Origin of the sequence: Pseudomonas sp. UME65, from assembly GCF_014170225.1 — a bacterium.
Classification (GTDB): domain Bacteria; phylum Pseudomonadota; class Gammaproteobacteria; order Pseudomonadales; family Pseudomonadaceae; genus Aquipseudomonas; species Aquipseudomonas protegens.
This window is the reverse complement of sequence record NZ_LZZQ01000014.1, coordinates 887469-908899: the sequence shown is the minus strand read 5'-3', so window position 1 is coordinate 908899 and position 21431 is coordinate 887469. Positions and strand designations below refer to the sequence as shown.

Annotated in this window: 19 protein-coding genes; 16 read left to right on the top strand and 3 right to left on the bottom strand. The window is 61.7% G+C overall.

The window, feature by feature from the left end:
- Positions 1-98 precede the first annotated feature (98 nt).
- The 16 genes from mraZ to lpxC all read left to right on the top strand — a co-directional run bounded on the left by mraZ (position 99) and on the right by lpxC (position 17890).
- Entirely contained in the window at positions 99-554 is a 456-nt protein-coding gene (gene mraZ / locus A9971_RS24325) for a division/cell wall cluster transcriptional repressor MraZ (RefSeq protein ID WP_011063319.1), read from the top strand.
- Positions 551-1498 carry a 16S rRNA (cytosine(1402)-N(4))-methyltransferase RsmH gene (gene rsmH, locus A9971_RS24320; RefSeq protein WP_011063318.1) on the top strand — a complete coding sequence of 316 codons (948 nt, stop codon included), beginning with the start codon at positions 551-553 and terminating at the stop codon, positions 1496-1498. Before mraZ ends, rsmH begins: the two co-directional genes overlap by 4 nt.
- Positions 1495-1788 (top strand): cell division protein FtsL, encoded by a 294-nt coding sequence (ftsL, locus tag A9971_RS24315; protein ID WP_011063317.1) that lies wholly within the window; start codon positions 1495-1497, stop codon positions 1786-1788. Before rsmH ends, ftsL begins: the two co-directional genes overlap by 4 nt.
- Positions 1785-3524, top strand: coding sequence for a penicillin-binding protein 2 (locus A9971_RS24310; RefSeq protein WP_011063316.1), 1740 nt, complete (start codon positions 1785-1787; stop codon positions 3522-3524). Before ftsL ends, A9971_RS24310 begins: the two co-directional genes overlap by 4 nt.
- Positions 3524-4987, top strand: coding sequence for a UDP-N-acetylmuramoyl-L-alanyl-D-glutamate--2,6-diaminopimelate ligase (locus tag A9971_RS24305; protein WP_183000064.1), 1464 nt, complete (start codon positions 3524-3526; stop codon positions 4985-4987). The genes A9971_RS24310 and A9971_RS24305 overlap by 1 nt, the downstream gene beginning before the upstream one ends.
- Positions 4980-6347, top strand: a complete 1368-nt coding sequence (gene murF / locus A9971_RS24300) for a UDP-N-acetylmuramoyl-tripeptide--D-alanyl-D-alanine ligase (protein WP_183000063.1) — start codon at positions 4980-4982, stop codon at positions 6345-6347. Before A9971_RS24305 ends, murF begins: the two co-directional genes overlap by 8 nt.
- Positions 6347-7429, top strand: a complete 1083-nt coding sequence (gene mraY / locus A9971_RS24295) for a phospho-N-acetylmuramoyl-pentapeptide-transferase (RefSeq protein ID WP_011063313.1) — start codon at positions 6347-6349, stop codon at positions 7427-7429. Before murF ends, mraY begins: the two co-directional genes overlap by 1 nt.
- Positions 7430-7434: 5 nt before the next feature.
- On the top strand, positions 7435-8781 hold the full coding sequence (gene murD / locus A9971_RS24290) for a UDP-N-acetylmuramoyl-L-alanine--D-glutamate ligase (protein WP_015636929.1): 1347 nt from the start codon (positions 7435-7437) through the stop codon (positions 8779-8781).
- The gene (ftsW, locus tag A9971_RS24285) at positions 8778-9995 is read left to right on the top strand and encodes a putative lipid II flippase FtsW (protein ID WP_011063311.1); all 1218 of its coding nucleotides are present in this window, start codon (positions 8778-8780) and stop codon (positions 9993-9995) included. The genes murD and ftsW overlap by 4 nt, the downstream gene beginning before the upstream one ends.
- Positions 9985-11055 carry an undecaprenyldiphospho-muramoylpentapeptide beta-N-acetylglucosaminyltransferase gene (murG, locus tag A9971_RS24280; RefSeq protein WP_011063310.1) on the top strand — a complete coding sequence of 357 codons (1071 nt, stop codon included), beginning with the start codon at positions 9985-9987 and terminating at the stop codon, positions 11053-11055. Before ftsW ends, murG begins: the two co-directional genes overlap by 11 nt.
- On the top strand, positions 11048-12502 hold the full coding sequence (gene murC / locus A9971_RS24275) for a UDP-N-acetylmuramate--L-alanine ligase (protein ID WP_011063309.1): 1455 nt from the start codon (positions 11048-11050) through the stop codon (positions 12500-12502). The genes murG and murC overlap by 8 nt, the downstream gene beginning before the upstream one ends.
- Complete coding sequence (locus tag A9971_RS24270; RefSeq protein ID WP_015636927.1) at positions 12499-13455, top strand: D-alanine--D-alanine ligase; 957 nt, start codon at positions 12499-12501, stop codon at positions 13453-13455. Before murC ends, A9971_RS24270 begins: the two co-directional genes overlap by 4 nt.
- 4 nt (positions 13456-13459) lie before the next feature.
- Positions 13460-14326 (top strand): cell division protein FtsQ/DivIB, encoded by an 867-nt coding sequence (locus tag A9971_RS24265; protein ID WP_015636926.1) that lies wholly within the window; start codon positions 13460-13462, stop codon positions 14324-14326.
- Positions 14327-14340: 14 nt separating this feature from the next.
- Positions 14341-15600: a cell division protein FtsA gene (gene ftsA / locus A9971_RS24260; protein WP_011063306.1), complete on the top strand. Its 1260-nt coding sequence runs from the start codon at positions 14341-14343 to the stop codon at positions 15598-15600.
- 72 nt (positions 15601-15672) lie between these two features.
- Positions 15673-16866, top strand: coding sequence for a cell division protein FtsZ (gene ftsZ, locus A9971_RS24255; RefSeq protein ID WP_011063305.1), 1194 nt, complete (start codon positions 15673-15675; stop codon positions 16864-16866).
- Positions 16867-16978: 112 nt separating this feature from the next.
- A complete protein-coding gene (lpxC, locus tag A9971_RS24250; RefSeq protein WP_011063304.1) occupies positions 16979-17890 on the top strand; it encodes a UDP-3-O-acyl-N-acetylglucosamine deacetylase in 912 nt (303 codons plus the stop codon).
- Between the two features lie 68 nt (positions 17891-17958).
- On the opposite strand, the gene A9971_RS24245 is transcribed toward lpxC, so the two are convergent.
- The 3 genes from A9971_RS24245 to A9971_RS24235 all read right to left on the bottom strand — a co-directional run bounded on the left by A9971_RS24245 (position 17959) and on the right by A9971_RS24235 (position 21362).
- Positions 17959-19482, bottom strand: a complete 1524-nt coding sequence (locus A9971_RS24245) for a diguanylate cyclase (RefSeq protein ID WP_183000062.1) — start codon at positions 19480-19482, stop codon at positions 17959-17961.
- 139 nt (positions 19483-19621) lie between these two features.
- The gene (locus A9971_RS24240) at positions 19622-20947 is read right to left on the bottom strand and encodes an OprD family porin (protein ID WP_053153705.1); all 1326 of its coding nucleotides are present in this window, start codon (positions 20945-20947) and stop codon (positions 19622-19624) included.
- A 190-nt stretch (positions 20948-21137) separates the two neighbouring features.
- Positions 21138-21362 carry a hypothetical protein gene (locus tag A9971_RS24235; RefSeq protein ID WP_072450919.1) on the bottom strand — a complete coding sequence of 75 codons (225 nt, stop codon included), beginning with the start codon at positions 21360-21362 and terminating at the stop codon, positions 21138-21140.
- Positions 21363-21431: the final 69 nt, after the last annotated feature.

Here is a 21431-nt window from a genome sequence, read left to right as displayed (position 1 = left end):
GTGGTGTGGGCGCATTCCTATAGTGTGCGCAAGTGGCGGAAAGTGGCATGAAGTGGGTTTTTTGAGCGCAAAACGCTAAAATTTGGAGAAACGCTGACGTGTTTCGCGGAGCTAACGCTATCAGTCTCGATGCAAAAGGCCGTCTCGCCATGCCGAGCCGGTATCGTGACGAGCTCGTTTCGCGAAGTTCCGGGCAGTTAATCGTCACCATCGATGCCGTTGATCCCTGTTTGTGTGTTTACCCCCTCGATGAGTGGGAGCTGATTGAAACCAAACTGCGCGCACTGCCTTCTCTTCGTGAAGAGAACCGTCGTTTGCAGCGTTTGCTGATTGGTAACGCCGTCGACCTTGAACTCGATGGCAGTGGTCGTTTTCTGGTGCCTCCGCGCCTGCGTGAATATGCCAAGTTGGATAAGCGCGCAATGCTGGTGGGCCAACTGAACAAGTTCCAATTGTGGGACGAGGATGCCTGGAATGCTGTTTCCGCAGCGGACCTGGCAGCTATTCAACAACCGGGCGCCATGCCTGATGAACTGCGTGATTTGATCCTGTGACTATTGATAGCGGCTTTAACCACATCACCGTACTGCTTGACGAAGCCGTCGAGGCTCTCGCCGTACGTCCTGATGGCTGCTATCTGGATGGCACCTTCGGGCGTGGCGGGCATAGCCGGCTGATTCTCAGCAAGCTCGGGCCCCAGGGGCGCCTCCTCGGATTCGACAAGGATCCCCAGGCGATTGCCACCGGGCAAGCGCTAGCGGCCGAAGACGGCCGCTTTGTCGTTGTACAGCGCAGTTTCGCCGAGCTCGGTTCGGAAGTTGCCGAACGCGGCCTGGCGGGCAAGGTCAGCGGTGTCCTGCTGGATCTGGGGGTGTCTTCGCCGCAGCTGGACGACCCTGAACGCGGCTTCAGTTTTCTCAATGACGGCCCGCTGGATATGCGCATGGACCCGACTCGCGGCATCAGTGCTGCGCAGTTCATCGCCACCGCTCCGGTAGAGGAAATTGCCCGGGTATTCAAGGAGTACGGCGAGGAGCGTTTCTCCGGTCGCATGGCGCGAGCCGTGGTCGAGCGCCGCGAGATCCAGCCGTTCGAGCGTACCGCCGATCTGGCTGAAGTGTTGAAAGTCGCCAACCCGGCTTGGGAGAAGGGCAAGAACCCGGCTACCCGTGCTTTCCAGGGGCTGCGCATTCACGTCAACAATGAACTGGGTGATCTCGAGGCTGGCCTTGAAGCTGCACTGGAGTCCCTGGAAGTGGGTGGTCGCCTGGTGGTGATCAGCTTCCACTCCCTGGAAGACCGCATCGTCAAATTGTTCATGCGTCGTCTGGTCAAGGGCGAATCGGACAACCTGCCGCGCAATCTGCCGGTACGTTTCGAAGCCTTTGTGCCGAAAATCAAGATCCACGGCAAAGCGCAGTTCGCCTCCGAGGCAGAGCTCAAGGCCAACCCGCGTGCCCGCAGTGCCGTAATGCGTGTCGCGGAGAAGCTTCGGTGAGCAAGCTTTTCGCCAAGCCACTTCCGGGCGGAAGCTTTTTCATGTTCCTGCTATTCGTCGGCGTTCTGGTTTCCGCGATTGCGGTGTCCTACAGCGCCCACTGGAACCGTCAGTTGCTCAATACGCTGTACGGCGAGTTGAGCGTGCGTGACAAAGCCCAGGCCGAATGGGGCCGTCTTATTCTTGAGCAAAGCACCTGGACTGCTCACAGCCGCATTGAAGTGCTGGCCACCGAACAATTGAAAATGCACATTCCCGGCGCGGCCGAAGTTCGCATGGTGGCGCCATGAAGCTCGAAGGCGCGCTCTATCCATGGCGTTTCCGTGTAGTGCTGGGTTTGCTGGCGGTCATGGTGTCGGCGATTGCCTGGCGCATCATCGACCTGCAAGTGGTCGACCGTGACTTCCTCAAGGGGCAGGGCGATGCACGCAGTGTCCGGCACATTCCGATTCCCGCGCACCGCGGTCTGATCACCGATCGCAATGGCGAGCCGCTGGCCGTCAGTACGCCCGTGACCACCCTGTGGGCCAATGCCAAGGAAATGCAGCTGGCCAAGGATCGCTGGCCGGCGCTGGCCATGGCACTTGGCCAAGACCCGAAAGCCCTGGCCGAGCGGCTTGAAGCCCAGGCCAATAAAGAGTTCATCTATCTGGTCCGAGGCCTGACGCCTGAACAGGGCCAGTCCGTATTGGATCTGAAGGTCCCCGGTGTCTATGGCATCGAGGAGTTCCGACGCTTCTATCCAGCCGGCGAAGTAACCGCGCACATGGTGGGTTTCACCGATATCGACGACCGCGGTCGCGAAGGGGTGGAACTGGCCTACGACGAATGGCTCGCAGGGGTTCCGGGCAAGCGCCAGGTGATCAAGGACCGGCGCGGCAGGCTGATCAAGGACGTCCAGGTCACCAAGAACGCCAAGGCCGGCAAGCCCTTGGCGTTGTCGATTGACCTGCGCCTGCAATACCTGGCCAACCGCGAGCTGCGCAACGCCATCGTCGAGAACGGTGCCAAGGCTGGCAGCCTGGTGATCATGGACGTGAAGACCGGCGAGATCCTGGCCATGGTCAACCAGCCGACCTACAACCCGAACAACCGGCGCAACCTGCAGCCGGCGATGATGCGCAACCGCGCGATGATCGACGTGTTCGAGCCTGGCTCGACCATGAAAGCGATCTCCATGAGTGCCGCACTGGAAACCGGACGCTGGAAGCCCAGCGATACCGTCGAGGTCTACCCGGGCACCCTGCAGTTGGGCAAATACACCATCCGTGACGTTTCCAAGACCGAAGGTCCGGTACTCGACCTGACCGGCATCCTGATCAACTCCAGTAACGTCGGCATGAGTAAGGTGGCCTTCGATATCGGCGGCGAAACCATTTTCCGCCTGGCACAGAAAATCGGCCTAGGCCAGGACACGGGGCTCGGCTTCCCTGGTGAGCGGGTCGGCAACCTGCCGAACTACCGCGAATGGCGCAAGGCGGAAACCGCGACCCTGTCCTATGGCTACGGCCTGTCGGTGACCGCGATCCAGCTGGTGCACGCCTTTTCCGCATTGGCCAACAACGGCCGTATTGCACCGCTGACACTGATCAAGTCCGACAAGACTCCGCAGACCACCCAGGTGATTCCGGAAAATGTCGCCAAGACCATGCAGGGCATGCTGCAGCAAGTGATCGAAGCCCCGCGCGGAGTATTTCGTGCACAGGTTCCGGCCTATCACGTGGCTGGCAAGAGTGGTACTGCGCGCAAGACTTCGGTGGGTACCAAGGGCTACGCCGAGAACTCCTACCGCTCGCTGTTCGCCGGCTTCGGTCCGATGAGTGATCCACGCTACGCCATCGTGGTGGTGATCGACGAACCGAGCAAAGCCGGTTACTTCGGTGGCCTGGTATCGGCGCCGGTGTTCAGCAAAGTGATGTCCGGCACCCTGCGCTTGATGAACATCACCCCGGACAACCTGCCGACCACGCAGCAGGCCAACGCCGCATCCGGCACCCCTGTACGAGCCAATGGAGGGCGCGGCTGATGTCTCTTAGCCTGAACAAGATTTTCGCCCACGCCGGTCGCGACCTGCTGATTCGTGAGTTGACCGTGGACAGCCGTAACGTGCGGGCCGGGGACCTGTTTCTTGCGGTGCCCGGCGCCAAGTTCGATGGGCGTGCGCACATTGCCGATGCCCTGCAGCGCGGCGCTGCCGCGGTGGCTTATGAAGTGGAAGGGGCAACTGTGTTGCCGCTGACCGATGTACCGCTGATTCCGGTCAAGGGCCTGGCGGCGCAGCTGTCGGACATAGCCGGGCGCTTCTATGGTGACCCGAGCCGCCAGTTGAACCTGGTGGGCGTGACCGGCACCAACGGCAAGACCAGCGTTACCCAACTGGTGGCTCAGGCCCTGGATTTGCTCGGCCAGCGTTGTGGCCTGGTAGGTACCCTGGGGACCGGGTTTCATGGCGCGCTGCAAAGCGGCATGCACACCACGCCGAACCCGATTGCCGTGCAGGCCACCCTGGCGGACTTGAAGAATGCAGGAGCCAAGGCGGTGGCCATGGAGGTCTCGTCCCATGGCCTGGATCAGGGGCGCGTGGCGGCACTGGCTTTCGATGTGGCGGTGCTGACCAACCTGTCCCGTGACCATCTGGATTACCACGGGACCATGGAAGCCTATGGCGCAGCCAAGGCCAAGCTCTTTGCCTGGAACGACCTGCGTTGCCGGGTGATCAACCTCGACGACGATTTTGGCCGGCAACTGGCGGCGGACAAACATGAGTCACGACTGATCACTTACAGCCTCGAAGACGCCGCTGCTTATCTGTACTGCCGCGAAGCGCGTTTTGACGATGATGGCGTGCGCGCGACCCTGGTGACTCCACAGGGTGAGCACCACCTGCGCAGTTGCCTGCTCGGGCGCTTCAACCTGAGCAACGTGCTGGCTGCGGTAGGTGCGTTGCTGGGTCTTGAATACGCGCTGGACGAAATTCTTGCGGTCCTGCCCAAGCTTGAAGGCCCCGCCGGACGCATGCAGCGCCTGGGTGGCGGTACTCAGCCGCTGGTGGTGGTGGATTACGCCCACACCCCGGATGCCCTGGAAAAAGTCTTGCTGGCCCTGCGTCCGCATGCCAAGGGGCGCCTGCTGTGCCTGTTCGGTTGTGGCGGCGACCGGGACCGCGGCAAGCGTCCGTTGATGGCTGAGGTGGTCGAGCGTCTGGCCGACGGCGTGCTGGTGACTGATGACAACCCACGCAGCGAAGACCCGGCCCAAATCTTCGACGATATTCGTGCCGGCTTCAGCGCGGCAGAAAAGGTGGAATTCGTAGCCGGTCGCGGGTTGGCCATTGCTCGCCTGATCGCTTCCGCGTCGGCCGATGACGTGGTGGTGCTGGCCGGTAAAGGCCATGAGGATTACCAGGAAATAAACGGCCAGCGACATGATTTTTCTGATCTCGCCGAGGCGGACAAAGCCTTGACCGCGTGGGAGGTGGGCCATGCTTAAAGCCCTGCAACTCAGTGAAGTCTCGGCTCCATTGGACGCCCGCCTGATCGCGGGCGATGCTCGTTTTAGCGGCGTCAGTATCGATAGCCGGGCGATTCAGGCCGGCCAACTGTTTATTGCTCTGACCGGCCCACGCTTTGACGGCCACGATTACTTGAATGAAGTGGCGGCCAAGGGCGCCGTGGCGGCGTTGGTTGAACGTGAGGTTCCCGACAGCACGCTGCCGCAACTGCTGGTCAAGGACACTCGCCTGGCGCTGGGGCAGTTGGGCGCGCTCAATCGCTCCGCGTTCAGCCGCCCGGTCGCTGCGGTAACCGGCTCCAGTGGCAAGACCACGGTCAAGGAAATGCTCGCCAGCATCCTGCGCACCCGTGGTCCGGTACACGCTACTCGGGGCAACCTGAACAATGACCTGGGTGCGCCCCTGACCCTGCTGGAACTGGCCCCGGAACACACAGCCGCAGTGATAGAGCTGGGCGCTTCGCGCATCGGCGAGATTGCCTACACCGTGGCCATGACTCGCCCCCACGTAGCGATCATCAACAACGCCGGCACCGCTCATGTCGGTGAGTTTGGCGGGCCGGAGAAGATTGTCGAGGCCAAGGGGGAAATCCTGGAAGGCCTCGATAGCGCCGGGATCGCCGTGCTCAACCTGGACGACAAGGCTTTCCCTATCTGGAAGGCCCGTGCTGCCGGCCGTCAGGTGCTGAGCTTCGCGCTGACTGACAGTTCTGCCGATTTCTTTGCCTCCGATATCGGTCGCGATGCCCGTGGCTGCCCATCTTTCAAGTTGCACAGCCCCAAGGGTGTGGAGGTGGTGCAATTGAACCTGCTGGGCACCCATAACGTTGCCAATGCCCTGGCTGCGGCAGTCGCGGCCCACGCCATGGGCGTCTCGCTGTTCGGCATCGTCACCGGCCTGAATGCGGTGCAGCCGGTCAAGGGGCGTACCGTCGCCCAACTGGCCAAGAACGGCATGCGGGTCATTGATGACACTTACAACGCAAACCCCACCTCAATGTGCGCCGCCGTTGATATACTCGCCGGCTTTTCCGGCCGCACCGTCCTGGTGCTCGGAGACATCGGCGAGTTGGGCGAGTGGGCGGAGCAGGGGCACCGCGAAGTAGGTGCATATGCCGCTGGCAAGGTTTCGGCCCTCTACGCCGTAGGCCCGATGATGGCTCATGCCGTTGCCGCCTTCGGCGAGCACGCACGCCACTTCGCCAGCCAGGCTGACCTGATTGCCGCCCTGGGCGTCGAGCAAGACCCAAATACCACCATTTTGATCAAAGGATCGCGCAGTGCGGTGATGGAAAACATCGTCGCGGCTTTGTGCGGCTCCAGTACGGAGAAACATTGATGCTGCTGCTGCTAGCGGAGTACCTGCAACAGTTCTACAAAGGCTTCGCGGTCTTTCAGTACCTGACCCTGCGCGGGATCCTCGGGGTACTGACTGCGCTGTCTTTGGCGCTGTGCCTGGGTCCGTGGATGATCCGTACTCTGCAGAACCGCCAGATCGGCCAGTCCGTGCGTAACGATGGTCCGCAATCTCACCTGTCCAAATCGGGCACACCGACCATGGGCGGTGCGCTGATTCTCTCGGCCATCGGTATCAGCACCCTGCTGTGGGCCGACCTGCGCAACCACTATGTGTGGGTCGTGCTGCTGGTGACCCTGGCCTTTGGCGCCATCGGCTGGGTCGACGACTATCGCAAGGTGATCGAGAAGAATTCCCGTGGCCTGCCCAGCCGCTGGAAGTATTTCTGGCAATCGGTGTTCGGCCTGGGCGCGGCGATCTTCCTTTATATGACTGCCCAGAGTCCGGTGGAAACCACTCTACTGATCCCGATGCTCAAGGACGTGAGCATTCCCCTTGGCATCGGCTTCGTGGTCCTGACCTATTTCGTCATCGTCGGTTCGAGCAACGCGGTCAACCTGACCGATGGCCTCGATGGCCTGGCGATCATGCCGACGGTGATGGTGGGCGGTGCGCTTGGGATCTTCTGCTACCTGTCGGGTAACGTGAAGTTCGCCGAATACCTGCTGATTCCTTATGTACCGGGGGCGGGAGAGCTGATTGTCTTCTGTGGTGCGCTGATTGGCGCGGGCCTGGGCTTCTTGTGGTTCAACACGTACCCGGCGCAGGTGTTCATGGGTGATGTTGGCGCCCTGGCGCTGGGCGCGGCCCTGGGCACTATCGCGGTCATCGTCCGTCAGGAAATCGTTCTGTTCATCATGGGCGGCGTGTTCGTGATGGAAACCCTGTCCGTGGTGATCCAGGTTGCCTCCTTCAAGTTGACCGGCCGCCGTGTGTTTCGCATGGCGCCGATTCACCACCATTTTGAACTCAAGGGCTGGCCCGAGCCGCGCGTGATCGTCCGTTTCTGGATCATCACCGTGATTCTGGTGCTGATCGGCCTTGCCACCCTGAAGCTGAGGTAGAACGAGTGTCTCTGATCGCTTCTGACCACTTCCGCATCGTTGTCGGCCTCGGCAAGAGCGGCATGTCCCTGGTTCGCTTCCTGGCGAGCCGGGGCGTTGCCTTTGCGGTGGCCGATACGCGGGAAAATCCACCTGAGCTGGTCACGCTGCGGCGTGACTACCCGCAGGTGGAGGTGCGTTGTGGCGAGCTGGACGTGGACTTCCTGTGCCGTGCCGACGAACTCTACGTGAGCCCCGGCCTGGCCCTGGCGACCCCGGCCCTGCAGGCTGCTGCTGCCCGTGGGGTGAAATTGTCCGGTGATATCGAGCTGTTCGCGCGTAACGCAAAGGCACCGATCGTGGCAATCAGTGGTTCCAACGCCAAGAGCACCGTGACCACCCTGGTGGGCGAGATGGCGGCGGCGGCGGGCAAGCGCGTGGCGGTCGGCGGCAACCTCGGGACCCCGGCCCTGGACCTGCTCAGCGATGACGTCGAGCTGTACGTGATGGAACTGTCCAGCTTCCAGCTGGAGACCACCGACCAGTTGGGCGCCGAAGTGGCCACCGTGCTCAACATCAGCGAAGACCACATGGACCGTTACAGCGGACTGCCGGCCTATCACCTGGCCAAGCACCGGATCTTCCGTGGCGCCCGGCAGGTGGTGTTCAACCGCCAGGACGCTCTGACCCGGCCATTGATCGGTGAAGGCCTGCCATGCTGGACCTTCGGCCTGAGCAAGCCTGATTTCAAGGCCTTTGGCCTGCGCGAAGAGGACGGCGAGAAGTACCTGGCCTTCGAGTTCCAGAACCTGATGCCCGTGCGCGAGCTGAAGATCCGCGGCGCCCATAACCAGTCCAACGCCCTGGCAGCCTTGGCCCTGGGTCATGCGGTGGGCTTGCCGTTCGACGCCATGCTCGCGGCGCTGCGCACTTTCGCCGGCCTCGAGCATCGCTGCCAGTGGGTTCGCGACCTGGATGGCGTGGCGTACTACAACGACTCCAAGGCCACCAACGTGGGCGCCGCCCTGGCGGCCATCGAAGGCCTTGGCGCCGACATCGAAGGCAAGATCGTGCTGATCGCCGGTGGTGACGGCAAGGGCGCCGACTTCAAGGATCTGCGCGGCCCGGTGGCGGCCAACTGCCGCGCGGTGATCCTGATGGGGCGCGACTCCGATCAGATCGGCGAAGCCATCGGTGACGCCGTGCCGCTGATTCGTGTCGGCTCGCTGCAGGAAGCCGTGGAGCAATGCCGCGCCACTGCCCAGCCCGGTGATGTGGTGCTGCTGTCGCCGGCCTGCGCCAGTTTCGACATGTTCAAGAACTACGAAGACCGTGGCCACCAGTTCGTCCGCGTTGTGGAGGAACTGGCATGAACCTGAGAAACATCATCAAGCCCTATCCATCGCCGATCATCACCGGTCGGGGCATCGACCTCGATTTCCCGATGCTCGCCGGTTGCCTGACCCTGCTCGGCCTGGGCCTGGTCATGATTGCCTCTGCCTCCACTGAAGTGGCGGCGGCGCAGTCGGGCAGCGCCCTGTACTACATGATTCGCCACCTGATCTACATCCTGCTGGGCCTGGGTGCCTGCATCGTCACCATGATGATCCCGATCGCCACCTGGCAGCGCCTGGGCTGGTTGATGCTGATCGGTGCCTTTGGCCTGCTGGTGATGGTGATCATTCCGGGGATCGGCCGTGAAGTGAACGGTTCGATGCGCTGGATCGGTTTCAGCTTCTTTAACGTTCAGCCGTCCGAGATTGCCAAGGTGTTCGTGGTGATCTACCTCGCCGGCTACCTGGTGCGGCGCCAGAAGGAAGTGCGTGAAAGCTGGATGGGCTTCTTCAAGCCATTCATCGTTCTGCTGCCAATGGCGGGCCTGCTGCTGATGGAGCCGGACTTCGGTGCCACCGTGGTGATGATGGGGGCCGCCGCGGCGATGCTGTTCCTCGGCGGTGTGGGGCTGTTCCGGTTTTCCCTGATGGTGGTCCTGGCGGTGGCAGCGGTTGTCTTGCTGATTCAGATGCAGCCCTATCGAATGGCGCGCCTGACCAACTTTGCCGACCCCTGGGCGGACCAGTTCGGTGCCGGTTATCAATTGTCCCAGGCACTGATCGCCTTTGGTCGCGGTGAGTGGCTGGGTGTCGGCCTGGGCAACAGCGTGCAGAAACAGTTCTATCTGCCGGAGGCCCACACCGACTTCGTGTTCTCGGTATTGGCTGAAGAGCTGGGTGCCGTGGGTTCCTTGTGCACGGTAGCACTGTTCGTATTCGTCTGTATTCGCGGCATGTACATCGGTCTGTGGGCCGAAAAGGCCAAGCAGTTTTTTGCCGCCTATGTGGCTTATGGCTTGTCGTTCCTGTGGATTGGTCAATTCCTGATCAACATCGGGGTGAACGTCGGCCTGTTGCCGACCAAGGGCCTGACCTTGCCTTTCCTCAGTTATGGCGGCAGCTCGCTGGTGATCTGCTGCGCCTGTCTGGGGTTGTTGCTGCGTATCGAATGGGAGAGCAGGACCCACCTGGGCAGTGAAGAGATGGAGTTCAGTGAAAGTGACTTTGCCGAGGAGCCGAGCCATGGGCGCTAATGTCCTGATCATGGCCGGCGGCACCGGAGGCCACGTGTTCCCGGCACTGGCCTGCGCCCGCGAGTTCCAGGCCCGTGGCTACACCGTGCACTGGCTGGGTACCCCACGTGGCATCGAAAACGATCTGGTGCCTGCGGCCGGGTTGCCGTTGCACCTGATCAACGTCAGCGGTTTGCGGGGCAAGGGCAAGCTGTCCCTGCTCAAGGCGCCGTTTGTGTTGATCAAGGCCGTGCTCCAGGCGCGGCGGGTCATTCGCCAGTTGAAGCCGGTCTGTGTCCTGGGTTTTGGCGGTTATGTGACCGGCCCTGGTGGAGTTGCCGCGAAGTTGTCCGGCGTGCCGGTCATCGTTCACGAACAGAACGCCGTGGCCGGTACCGCCAATCGGCTGCTGGTGCCGTTGGCTGCCCGAGTCTGCGAAGCTTTCCCGGACACCTTCGGTGCCTCGCAAAGCCGGCGCACCACGGGCAACCCGGTACGCACCGAACTGTTCCTCGAAACACCGCGCGAGGCCCTGGCCGGACGCAAGGCGCGTTTGCTGATCCTGGGCGGAAGCCTGGGCGCAGAGCCGTTGAACAAGCTGTTGCCGGAAGCCTTGGCACAGGTCGCCCCCGAGCTGCGCCCGGAGGTGTTCCACCAGGCCGGCAAAAACCACGATGAAGTCACTGCAGAGCGCTATCGCGCCGCCGGCGTCGAGGCGCAGGTGCAGCCCTTTATCAAAGACATGGCCCAAGCCTATGGCTGGGCCGACCTGGTGGTCTGTCGCGCAGGCGCGTTGACCGTCAGCGAACTGGCTGCCGCCGGTCTGCCCTCGATGCTGGTGCCTTTGCCCCACGCGATCGACGACCACCAGACCCGCAATGCCGAATATTTGGCTCGTGAAGGTGCTGCCTTCCTGATGCCGCAAAGAACGACTGGTGCTGCGGACCTTGCCGCTCGCCTGACAGAGGTTTTGATGCAACCAGAACGACTCGACAACATGGCCCAGGCCGCTCGCCGCCTGGCCAAGCCCGGCGCCACCCACGACGTAGTGAATATCTGCCTGGAGGTGGCCCATGGTTGAGAATCAGAAAGCCATGCCGCAGCCGGAAATGCGCCGCATCCGCCGCATCCACTTCGTCGGTATCGGCGGCGTGGGCATGTGCGGGATTGCTGAAGTGCTGCTGAACCTGGGCTACCAGGTATCCGGTTCCGACCTCAAGGCATCGCCGGTTACCGAGCGCCTGGAGTCCTTTGGCGCACAGATTTTCATCGGCCACCGCGCCGAGAACGCTGCCAATGCCGATGTGCTGGTGGTTTCCAGCGCCGTGAACACCTCCAACCCGGAAGTTGCCACCGCTCTGGAACGGCGTATTCCAGTGGTGCCGCGGGCGGAAATGCTCGCCGAACTGATGCGCTACCGTCACGGCGTGGCCGTGGCCGGCACCCACGGCAAGACCACCACCACCAGCCTGCTGGCCTCGGTATTCGCCGCTGGCGGCCTGGACCCGACGTTCGTCATCGGCGGGCGGCTGAATGCAGCGGGCACCAATGCACAACTGGGCACCAGCCGTTACCTGATTGCCGAAGCCGACGAAAGTGATGCCAGCTTCCTGCATCTGCAACCGCTGGTGGCTGTGGTCACCAACATCGACGCCGACCATATGGCGACCTACGACGGTGACTTCAACAAACTGAAGAAAACCTTTGTCGACTTCCTGCACAACCTGCCGTTCTACGGGCTGGCAGTGATGTGCCTGGACGATCCGGTGGTGCGCGAGATCCTGCCGCAGGTCAAGCGTCCGACCGTGACCTACGGCTTCAGCGAAGAAGCCGACGTGCGCGCCATCAATGTACGCCAGCAAGGCATGCAGACCTTCTTCACCGTACTGCGTCGCGACCGCGAGCCGCTGGACGTGTCGGTGAACATGCCGGGCAACCACAACGTGCTGAACTCCCTGGCGACCATCTGCATCGCCACCGACGAAGGCATCAGCGATGAAGCCATTGTCCAGGGCCTGTCGGGCTTCCAGGGTGTGGGCCGACGCTTCCAGGTCTATGGCGAACTGCCAGTGGAAGGGGGCAACGTGATGCTGGTGGACGACTACGGTCACCACCCGACCGAAGTCGCTGCGGTGATCAAGGCCGTGCGCGGTGGCTGGCCGGAACGCCGCCTGGTGATGGTCTACCAGCCGCACCGTTTCAGCCGTACCCGCGACCTGTACGACGACTTCGTGCAGGTACTGGCCGATGCCAACGTATTGCTGCTGATGGAGGTCTACCCGGCCGGCGAAGAGCCGATCCCGGGCGCCGACAGCCGTCAGTTGTGCCACAGCATCCGTCAGCGTGGCCAACTGGACCCGATCTACATCGAGCGTGGGGTCGACCTGGCACCGCTGGTCAAGCCGTTGCTGCGCGCCGGTGACATCCTGCTGTGTCAGGGTGCCGGTGACATCGGTGGCCTGGCGCCAAAACTGCTCGGCAGCCCGCTGTTCGCCGGTGCTGTAGCCGCTGGCAAGGGGGCGAAATGATCGCTGCCTACGCCAACCTGTTCTCTACCGTGAAACCGAGCGATTTCGGTCGCGTCGCCGTTCTTTACGGTGGCAAGAGCGCCGAGCGCGAAGTGTCGCTCAAGTCCGGCAAGGCCGTGCTTGAAGCGCTGCAGAGCGGCGGTGTGAACGCCTTCGGCATCGACGTCGGCGATGATCTGCTGCAGCGGCTCTTGAGCGAGAAGATCGATCGTGCCTTCATCATTCTCCACGGTCGTGGCGGTGAAGACGGCAGCATGCAAGGGCTGCTGGAGTGCCTGGGGATTCCTTACACCGGCAGCGGCATCCTCGCTTCGGCCCTGGCCATGGACAAACTGCGTACCAAGCAGGTCTGGCACAGCCTGGGCATTCCGACGCCGCGTCACGCGGTTCTGAGTTCGGAAGCCGACTGTATTTCCGCGGTGGCGGAACTGGGCCTGCCTTTGATCGTCAAACCGGCTCATGAAGGCTCCAGTATCGGTATGGCCAAGGTGACTTCCGCGCCCGAATTGATCGACGCATGGAAGGCGGCCAGTACCTACGATTCGCAAGTGTTGGTCGAGCAATGGATCCAGGGTCCGGAGTTCACCATCGCGACCCTGCGTGACCAGGTGCTGCCACCCATCGCCCTGGGCACTCCCCACACATTTTACGACTACGACGCCAAGTACCTGGCTTCCGATACCCAGTACCGGATCCCGTGCGGGCTCGACAGCTCCAAGGAACAGGAACTCATGGAACTCACGGCGAAAGCCTGTGAGGCGCTCGGTATCGCCGGTTGGGCACGTGCCGACGTGATGCAGGACGCCCAGGGGCAGTTCTGGTTCCTGGAAGTGAATACCGCTCCGGGCATGACCGATCACAGTCTGGTTCCGATGGCGGCCCGCGCGGCCGGCCTGGATTTCCAGCAACTGGTATTGGCCATCCTGGCAGCCAGTCTTGAGGCGAGAGGTTAAGTCCATGCAAGGCGCGTCGCTTCGTCATCAGCAACCCGCACCCGGCCGCAAGCCGGTGCCGCGGGGTGCCAGCCGAATGGTGGCCAAAGAGCCGATGTCGGCGCGCCTGCCGAAAGCCAACTTCGGCTTTCTGAAAAGCCTGTTCTGGCCGGTGCTGCTGGTGGCTCTGGGGTTTGGCACCTATGAAGGGGCCCAGCGCCTGCTGCCGTACGCCGACCGCCCGATCACCAAGATCGCGGTGCAGGGGGACTTGAGCTACATCAGCCAGCAGGCGGTGCAGCAGCGGATCGCGCCTTATGTCGCGGCGAGCTTCTTCACCATCGACCTGGCGAGCATGCGCACCGAGCTGGAGCAGATGCCCTGGATCGCCCACGCCGAGGTACGTCGGGTGTGGCCGGACCAAGTGGTGATTCGCCTGGAAGAACAACTGCCGGTGGCCCGCTGGGGCGACGAGGCGCTGTTGAACAACCAGGGCCAGGCCTTCACCCCGCGTGAACTGGCGAACTATGAGCACTTGCCGCAGTTGTTCGGGCCGCAGCGGGCCCAGCAGCAAGTGATGCAGCAGTATCAGGTGTTGAGCCAGATGCTGCGGCCGCTGGGCTTTTCGATCGCCCGTCTGGAGCTGCGCGAGCGCGGCAGCTGGTTCCTGACCACCGGCGCCGGCAGTGCCGGCCCGGGTATCGAACTGCTCCTGGGCCGCGATCACCTGGTGGAGAAGATGCGCCGCTTCATTGCCATTTATGAAAAAACGCTGAAAGAACAGATCACGAACATCGCGCGCATCGATCTGCGCTACGCCAACGGCCTGGCCGTCGGCTGGCGCGATCCGGCGGCACCCACGACGGCGCAACCTGCCGTCGCGAAGAATTAAGAAGAGGCAGGACCATGGCAAATGTGCAAAGCGGCAAAATGATCGTCGGCCTGGATATCGGTACCTCCAAGGTTGTGGCGCTGGTGGGCGAAGTCGCGGCCGATGGCTCGCTGGAAATCGTCGGCATCGGCACCCATCCTTCCCGCGGCCTGAAGAAGGGCGTGGTGGTGAATATCGAATCCACCGTGCAGTCGATCCAGCGGGCGGTGGAAGAGGCGCAACTGATGGCGGGCTGCCGTATCCACTCGGCGTTCGTCGGTGTGGCGGGCAATCACATCCGCAGCCTGAACTCCCACGGCATCGTGGCGATTCGCGACCGTGAAGTCAGCTCGGCGGACCTGGAGCGGGTCCTCGACGCTGCCCAGGCCGTGGCGATCCCGGCTGACCAGCGGGTTCTGCACACCCTGCCGCAGGATTACGTGATCGACAACCAGGAAGGCGTGCGTGAACCCCTGGGCATGTCCGGCGTACGCCTGGAAGCCAAGGTGCACGTGGTCACCTGTGCAGTGAATGCCGCGCAGAATATCGAAAAATGCGTGCGCCGCTGCGGCCTGGAAATCGACGACATCATCCTCGAGCAACTGGCTTCGGCCTACTCGGTGCTCACCGACGACGAGAAAGAGCTGGGCGTGTGCCTGGTGGACATCGGCGGCGGCACCACCGACATGGCGATCTTCACCGAAGGCGCGATCCGCCACACCGCGGTGATTCCGATTGCCGGCGACCAGGTGACCAACGACATCGCCATGGCCCTGCGTACCCCGACCCAGTACGCCGAGGAAATCAAGATCCGTTACGCCTGCGCCCTGGCCAAGCTGGCCGGTGCCGGCGAAACCATCAAGGTGCCAAGCGTTGGCGACCGCCCACCGCGCGAACTCTCGCGCCAGGCCCTGGCCGAGGTAGTCGAACCGCGTTACGACGAACTGTTCACCCTGATCCAGGCCGAACTGCGCCGCAGTGGCTACGAAGACCTGATCCCGGCGGGCATCGTGCTCACTGGCGGCACTTCGAAGATGGAAGGCGCGGTGGAACTGGCCGAGGAAATTTTCCACATGCCGGTTCGCCTGGGCGTGCCCCACAGTGTCAAGGGCCTGTCCGACGTGGTGCGCAACCCGATCTATTCCACCGGTGTCGGCTTGCTGCTGTACGGGCTGCAGAAACAGTCCGACGGCATCTCGTTCTCCGGCATCGGCAGCCGCGACAGCTACAGCAGCGACGAGCCCAAGGCGGCACTGCTCGATCGCATCAAGAGCTGGGTGCAGGGCAACTTCTAAAGATTTACCGCAACACCGTTTCAAAGCAGTAGGCAGTAGGCGAAAAACTAGAGAAATGAAAGGAGAGGGAAAATGTTCGAACTCGTAGACAACATCCCGCAAAGTCCGGTAATCAAGGTTATCGGTGTTGGCGGTGGCGGCGGCAACGCGGTCAATCACATGGTCAAGAGCAACATCGAAGGCGTCGAGTTCATCTGCGCCAACACTGATGCTCAAGCGCTGAAAAACATCGGCGCGCGGACCATCCTGCAACTGGGTACCGGCGTGACCAAGGGCCTGGGCGCGGGTGCCAATCCGGAAGTCGGCCGTCAAGCCGCCCTGGAAGACCGCGAGCGTATCGCTGAAGTACTGGCGGGCACCAACATGGTGTTCATCACCACCGGCATGGGCGGCGGTACCGGTACCGGTGCGGCGCCGATCATTGCTGAAGTGGCCAAGGAAATGGGCATCCTCACCGTTGCGGTGGTGACCCGTCCGTTCCCGTTCGAAGGCCGCAAGCGCATGCAGATCGCCGATGAGGGCATCCGCGCGCTGAGCGAAAGCGTCGACTCGTTGATTACCATCCCCAACGAGAAACTGCTGACCATCCTCGGCAAGGACGCCAGCCTGCTGTCGGCTTTCGCCAAGGCGGACGACGTGTTGGCCGGTGCCGTTCGCGGTATTTCCGACATCATCAAGCGTCCGGGCATGATCAACGTCGACTTCGCCGACGTACGTACCGTGATGAGCGAAATGGGCATGGCGATGATGGGCACTGGCTGCGCCAGCGGTCCGAACCGTGCACGTGAAGCCACTGAAGCGGCGATCCGCAACCCGCTGCTGGAAGACGTGAACCTGGAAGGCGCACGCGGCATCCTGGTGAACATCACCGCCGGTCCGGACTTGTCCCTGGGCGAGTACTCCGACGTGGGTAGCATCATCGAGGCCTTCGCTTCCGAACACGCCATGGTCAAGGTCGGTACCGTTATCGATCCGGACATGCGTGACGAGCTGCATGTAACCGTAGTGGCCACCGGCCTGGGCGCAAAAATCGAGAAGCCTGTGAAGGTCATCGACAACACCGTCCAGACTTCCATGTCCGCCCAGTCGCAAGCGCCAGCCCCTGCTCGCCAGGAACTGCCGTCGGTGAACTACCGTGACCTGGACCGTCCGACCGTCATGCGCAATCAGGCGCAGTCGAACGCGGCGACCGCGGCGAAGCTGAATCCGCAAGATGATCTGGACTACCTGGACATCCCGGCATTCCTGCGTCGTCAGGCCGATTGATGGAATGCATCAGGGGTATTAGGGTGATTGGTGTTCAGCAAAGGCATGGTCTGCTATTATCGCCAGCCTTTGTTGATACCAGTTCGCAATTTGCGCTGAAGCGGCCCAAGCCATGATTAAACAACGCACCCTGAAGAATATTATCCGTGCCACAGGTGTAGGCCTGCATTCCGGGGAGAAGGTATACCTGACCCTCAAGCCTGCGCCTGTCGACACCGGCATTGTGTTTTGTCGTGCCGACCTGGACCCTGTGGTGCAGATTCCTGCTCGCGCGGAAAATGTTGGCGAAACCACGATGTCGACCACCCTGGTCAACGGTGACGTCAAAGTGGACACGGTGGAGCACTTGCTCTCGGCCATGGCTGGCCTGGGCATCGATAACGCCTACGTCGAGCTCTCCGCGTCTGAAGTCCCGATCATGGATGGCAGTGCCGGACCCTTCGTATTCCTGATTCAATCTGCTGGCCTCGAAGAACAGGACGCAGCTAAAAAGTTCATCCGCATCCTTCGTGAAGTGACCGTGGAAGACGGCGACAAGCGCGCCACTTTCGTGCCTTTCGATGGTTTTAAAGTGAGCTTCGAGATCGATTTCGATCACCCGGTTTTCCGTGACCGCACCCAGAGTGCAAGCGTGGACTTCTCCAGTACTTCGTTTGTAAAAGAAGTCAGCCGCGCCCGTACCTTTGGTTTCATGAGTGATATCGAGTACCTGCGCAAGCACAACCTCGCACTCGGCGGCAGCGTGGAAAACGCAATTGTGGTCGATTCGGATGGCGTACTGAATGAAGACGGTCTTCGCTACGAAGACGAATTCGTCAAGCACAAGATCCTGGATGCAATTGGCGACCTCTACCTGCTGGGCAACAGCCTGATAGGTGAGTTCAAAGGCTTCAAGTCGGGCCATGCACTGAACAACCAGCTACTGCGCAAGTTGATTGAGCAGAAAGATGCCTGGGAAGTCGTGACCTTCGAAGATGCCAGCACTGCACCGATCTCTTACATGCGTCCGGTTGCGGCCGTGTAAGTCACTCTCTCTTTCCTTTTGTTTTTGAAGGCCATCCCCCCGGATGGCCTTTTTTTATGCCTGCGGTTTCACGCGCCGCGCTTGGCGCCGCCCTGGGACATGTTGGAAACCACCCGGTTGCGCCCGCTGTACTTGGCCTGATACAGCGCCTTGTCGGCGTCGCTCACCCACTGTTCAAGACCGATATCGAGGTTACCCGACCAGGTGTTGATGCCAATGCTCACGGTCAGCGGCGCGGCGTGTTCGCTGATGGCCGGCAAGGCGGCGATGCTGGTGCGGATCTTCTCGGCGAGTACGGCGGCGCCGGCACTGTCGGTTCCTGGCAGGATGACCGCAAACTCCTCGCCGCCATAGCGCGCCGCCAGGTCCGATGGGCGCCCGACGCAGGCGCCAATGCTCTGTGCCACCACACGCAAGGCCTGGTCCCCCAGTGGATGGCCGAAGCGGTCGTTGAAGGATTTGAAGTGATCGACATCGACCATCAATAGCGACAACGGTAGGTTGGCTCGCCGGGCCCGCGACCATTCGTTGCCCAGCACCTGGTCCAGGGTACGGCGATTGGCCAGGCCGGTGAGGGCATCGACGGCTGCCAGGCGCGCCAGTTCCTGCTCGGCGCTCTGCCGGCGCCGCAGTTCGCGGCACAACTGCCAGGTCAGCCAGAACAGGGCGATGCAGAGGGCGCCAGTGGCGCCGCTGATCAGCACCGCGGTGCGTTGCCAGGCTCCGAAGACCTCGTCGATGGACAGCGCGACAATCACGATCAGGGGCAGATCGCCGACCTGGGAAAAGGTGTACAGCCGCTGCTTCTGATCAACGCTGGAGACGCTGCTGAAGCTGCCGTTGCCTTCACGCAGAATGCGGACGAAGTTGGGGCGGCTGCTGAAGTTCTTGCCTATCAGGTCGTCTGCCAGCGGCGGTTGCTGGGCCAGCAGAACGCCGTCGCGGCTCACCAGGTTGATCGTACCGTTGCGACCGATATCCAGATTTCTGAACAGCTCGTTGAAGTAGCTCAGGCGCATGGCCGCTTCGGCCACCCCGATGAACTGGCCATGCTCGTCGCTGAGCCGGCGGCTGAAGCTGATCCGCCAGTCGTGATCGGCGGTGCGCGCGCGGAACGGCGGGCTGATCATCATCTTCGGGTCCGGATTGTCGATGTGCGATCGAAAGTACTCGCGATCGGCGTAGTTGCCCGTGCGCGGCACGACCGAGGCCGAGTCGGCCAGCACGTCGCCGTGCCTGTCCAGCAGCAGGATGTCGCCCTTGTAGGGCGCTGCGGTGGCCCGGTCGAACAGCGCCAGGTGACGTATGGACGCCGAAACATCCTTCAGATCGTCACGTTGCGCGGCACTGATCAGTCCCTTGAGAGACAGGTCGTAGAGCTCGACGTTGCGCAATACATCGGCGTCGATCAGTTGCACGATGTTGTTGGCGGCACGTGTGGCAGCCTGTTCGGCAGCCGCGTGTTCGCGGATCAACAGGTAGGTGACGATGCCGAGAATGGCTGCAACGATCAGCGAGCTGGAGAGGATCAGCAGGCGCTCGGTATTTGACGCGATCTTCCCTGTGCGGGGTGTCGCACTACTCACGTTCATGATTTTGATTTCTGCTGCGTCGACAGTTTTGAGTCTAGTGTGGACGTGGGCTACAGAAATCGGTCACGCCTGCGCGCTTGTATAAATCTCCGATAAAAAAAAGACCAGCAAAACATGCTGGTCTTTTTGTTTGGGCGGCTTAGAAGACGTTGATCGGGTAGTCGACGATCACCCGGTATTCGTCGGTGTCGTTGTCCAGCGCGCCGTAGCCGTTGCCGCCACGGTTGGTGGCCCACTGCAGGCGTACGGCGAGGTCCTTGGCGCTGCCGCCCTGCACCACGTACTTGAGGTCCAGGTCGCGCTCCCAGTGCTTGGCGTTCTTGCCGTCGGCGCTGTACCAGCTGGCATAGCCGCGGCTGGCCGGATCGACCTTGGTCAGGTCCAGCTCGCCACGCGAGTAGGACAGCGCCGAAGTCAGGCCCGGCAGGCCGAGACCGGCAAAGTCATAGGCGTACTTGAGCTTCCACGAACGCTCGTTGGGGCCGTTGAAGTCCGAATACTGCTGGGAGTTGTCCAGGTAGATGCTGTCGCCCTGGGCGATGTAGTCGAACGGTGTGTTGCCGTTGACCCGCTGATAGGCCGCGGTGACGCTATGGTTACCCACGCCGACGGTGAAGTGCAGGCTGTAGGTGTTGTTGTCGATGTTGCCCAGCAGCGCCTGGCCGGTGTCCTGGGTGTGATAGAAGTGCAGGCCCGGGTTGAGGCTGACCAGTTCGTTGACCGCGTAGGTGTAGTCCAGGTCGTAGTAGTACTGGTTCCAGATGTCCTTGAGTTCGGACGCGTAGAGGCTGCTGGTCAGCCCTGGCACGCCGCTCCAGGCCACGCCGGCCCAGTTCAGGTGCAGGCTCTCGTCGCCCTCGCGCAGGCTGCCGTAGGAAGTACCGATGCGCTTGTGTCCGCTCTGGTTGTACGGCTTGGTGAAGCTGGCCTGGCCGCCCTCGATCAACCAGCCGTCGAAGCTGTGGTTGGTCAGGCTCACGCCGCGGAAGGTCTGGGGCAGCATGCGGCTCATGCCGCCGGCGATCACCGGGTTGTTGAGGAACAGGTCGCCAGCCTTGAGCTCGGTATCGAAGGCGCGCATTTTCAAGGTGGCGCCGGCGGTGGAGAACGAGCCGGGTGCCTTGTGCCGGCCATCGTCGCTGATAGGCAGGATGCTTGACTTGGTGGTGCCGCCACCACCGTCCAGCTTGAGGCCGAGCATGGCGTTGGCATCAAGGCCGAAACCCACGGTGCCCTGGGTGTAGCCCGACTCGAAGACGCCGAGAAAACCCTGGCCCCATTCGATGTTGTCTTTGTTCTGCTGCAGGCGGTTGCGGTTCATGTAGTAGTTGCGGGCGTTGAGCTTGAGGCTCGAACCCTCGACAAAACCCTCGGCCTTGGTTTCTTCGGCCGCTTGCCCGAGTGTCGGGATCGTTGCGGCGATTGCAATGAACAGGGGGCTGATCTTCAGTGAGGTCTTGAACAACGTTTAGCTCCTTTGGTGAACGACAATGGCTTCTTATTGTGAATTCGGGTGTTTCTTGTTCTGGGTATGACGAGTGTGCTGAGGGTTTCCATACGGCAAAAAAAAGCCGCTGAACTCAGCGGCTTTAAGACAACTTACTCCCGGGTTGAAAGCAGAGAAGTTGTCGAGGGAAACAAGTCGAAAGCTAGGATCAACTGTCTTTCTGAGTGTCGCTCTTGCTTTGCTCGGCAGTGATCTTCTGGGCTTTCTGAGTGTTTTGCTGCTGGGCTGCCTGGGCGATCTGGGCTTGTTCGAAAGCGGCGGCGCGTGCGGCATTTCTTGCCACGAATCCCTGGGATTCTTCGGCCATGGCCATTGGTGCCACGAACAGGGAAGACAAAACGAACGCGCTGGCGATACCCATACTGTTGGACATTTCTGAAGACCTTCTTGCAGAGCAAGTTCAATTCGGTGCGACAAAAATATAACCACGTGGCTGCTGGAA

What these genes read in the sequence shown, in the direction of transcription:
- A9971_RS24270 (WP_015636927.1), top strand. Translation starts at nt 12,499, where the DNA reads ATGATCGCTGCCTACGCCAACCTGTTCTCTACCGTGAAACCGAGCGAT.
- ftsZ (WP_011063305.1), top strand. Translation starts at nt 15,673, where the DNA reads ATGTTCGAACTCGTAGACAACATCCCGCAAAGTCCGGTAATCAAGGTT.
- lpxC (WP_011063304.1), top strand. Translation starts at nt 16,979, where the DNA reads ATGATTAAACAACGCACCCTGAAGAATATTATCCGTGCCACAGGTGTA.
- murG (WP_011063310.1), top strand. Translation starts at nt 9,985, where the DNA reads ATGGGCGCTAATGTCCTGATCATGGCCGGCGGCACCGGAGGCCACGTG.
- ftsA (WP_011063306.1), top strand. Translation starts at nt 14,341, where the DNA reads ATGGCAAATGTGCAAAGCGGCAAAATGATCGTCGGCCTGGATATCGGT.
- murF (WP_183000063.1), top strand. Translation starts at nt 4,980, where the DNA reads ATGCTTAAAGCCCTGCAACTCAGTGAAGTCTCGGCTCCATTGGACGCC.
- ftsW (WP_011063311.1), top strand. Translation starts at nt 8,778, where the DNA reads ATGAACCTGAGAAACATCATCAAGCCCTATCCATCGCCGATCATCACC.
- murC (WP_011063309.1), top strand. Translation starts at nt 11,048, where the DNA reads ATGGTTGAGAATCAGAAAGCCATGCCGCAGCCGGAAATGCGCCGCATC.
- A9971_RS24265 (WP_015636926.1), top strand. Translation starts at nt 13,460, where the DNA reads ATGCAAGGCGCGTCGCTTCGTCATCAGCAACCCGCACCCGGCCGCAAG.
- mraY (WP_011063313.1), top strand. Translation starts at nt 6,347, where the DNA reads ATGCTGCTGCTGCTAGCGGAGTACCTGCAACAGTTCTACAAAGGCTTC.
- A9971_RS24245 (WP_183000062.1), bottom strand. Translation starts at nt 19,482, where the DNA reads ATGAACGTGAGTAGTGCGACACCCCGCACAGGGAAGATCGCGTCAAAT.
- A9971_RS24305 (WP_183000064.1), top strand. Translation starts at nt 3,524, where the DNA reads ATGTCTCTTAGCCTGAACAAGATTTTCGCCCACGCCGGTCGCGACCTG.
- A9971_RS24235 (WP_072450919.1), bottom strand. Translation starts at nt 21,362, where the DNA reads ATGTCCAACAGTATGGGTATCGCCAGCGCGTTCGTTTTGTCTTCCCTG.
- A9971_RS24310 (WP_011063316.1), top strand. Translation starts at nt 1,785, where the DNA reads ATGAAGCTCGAAGGCGCGCTCTATCCATGGCGTTTCCGTGTAGTGCTG.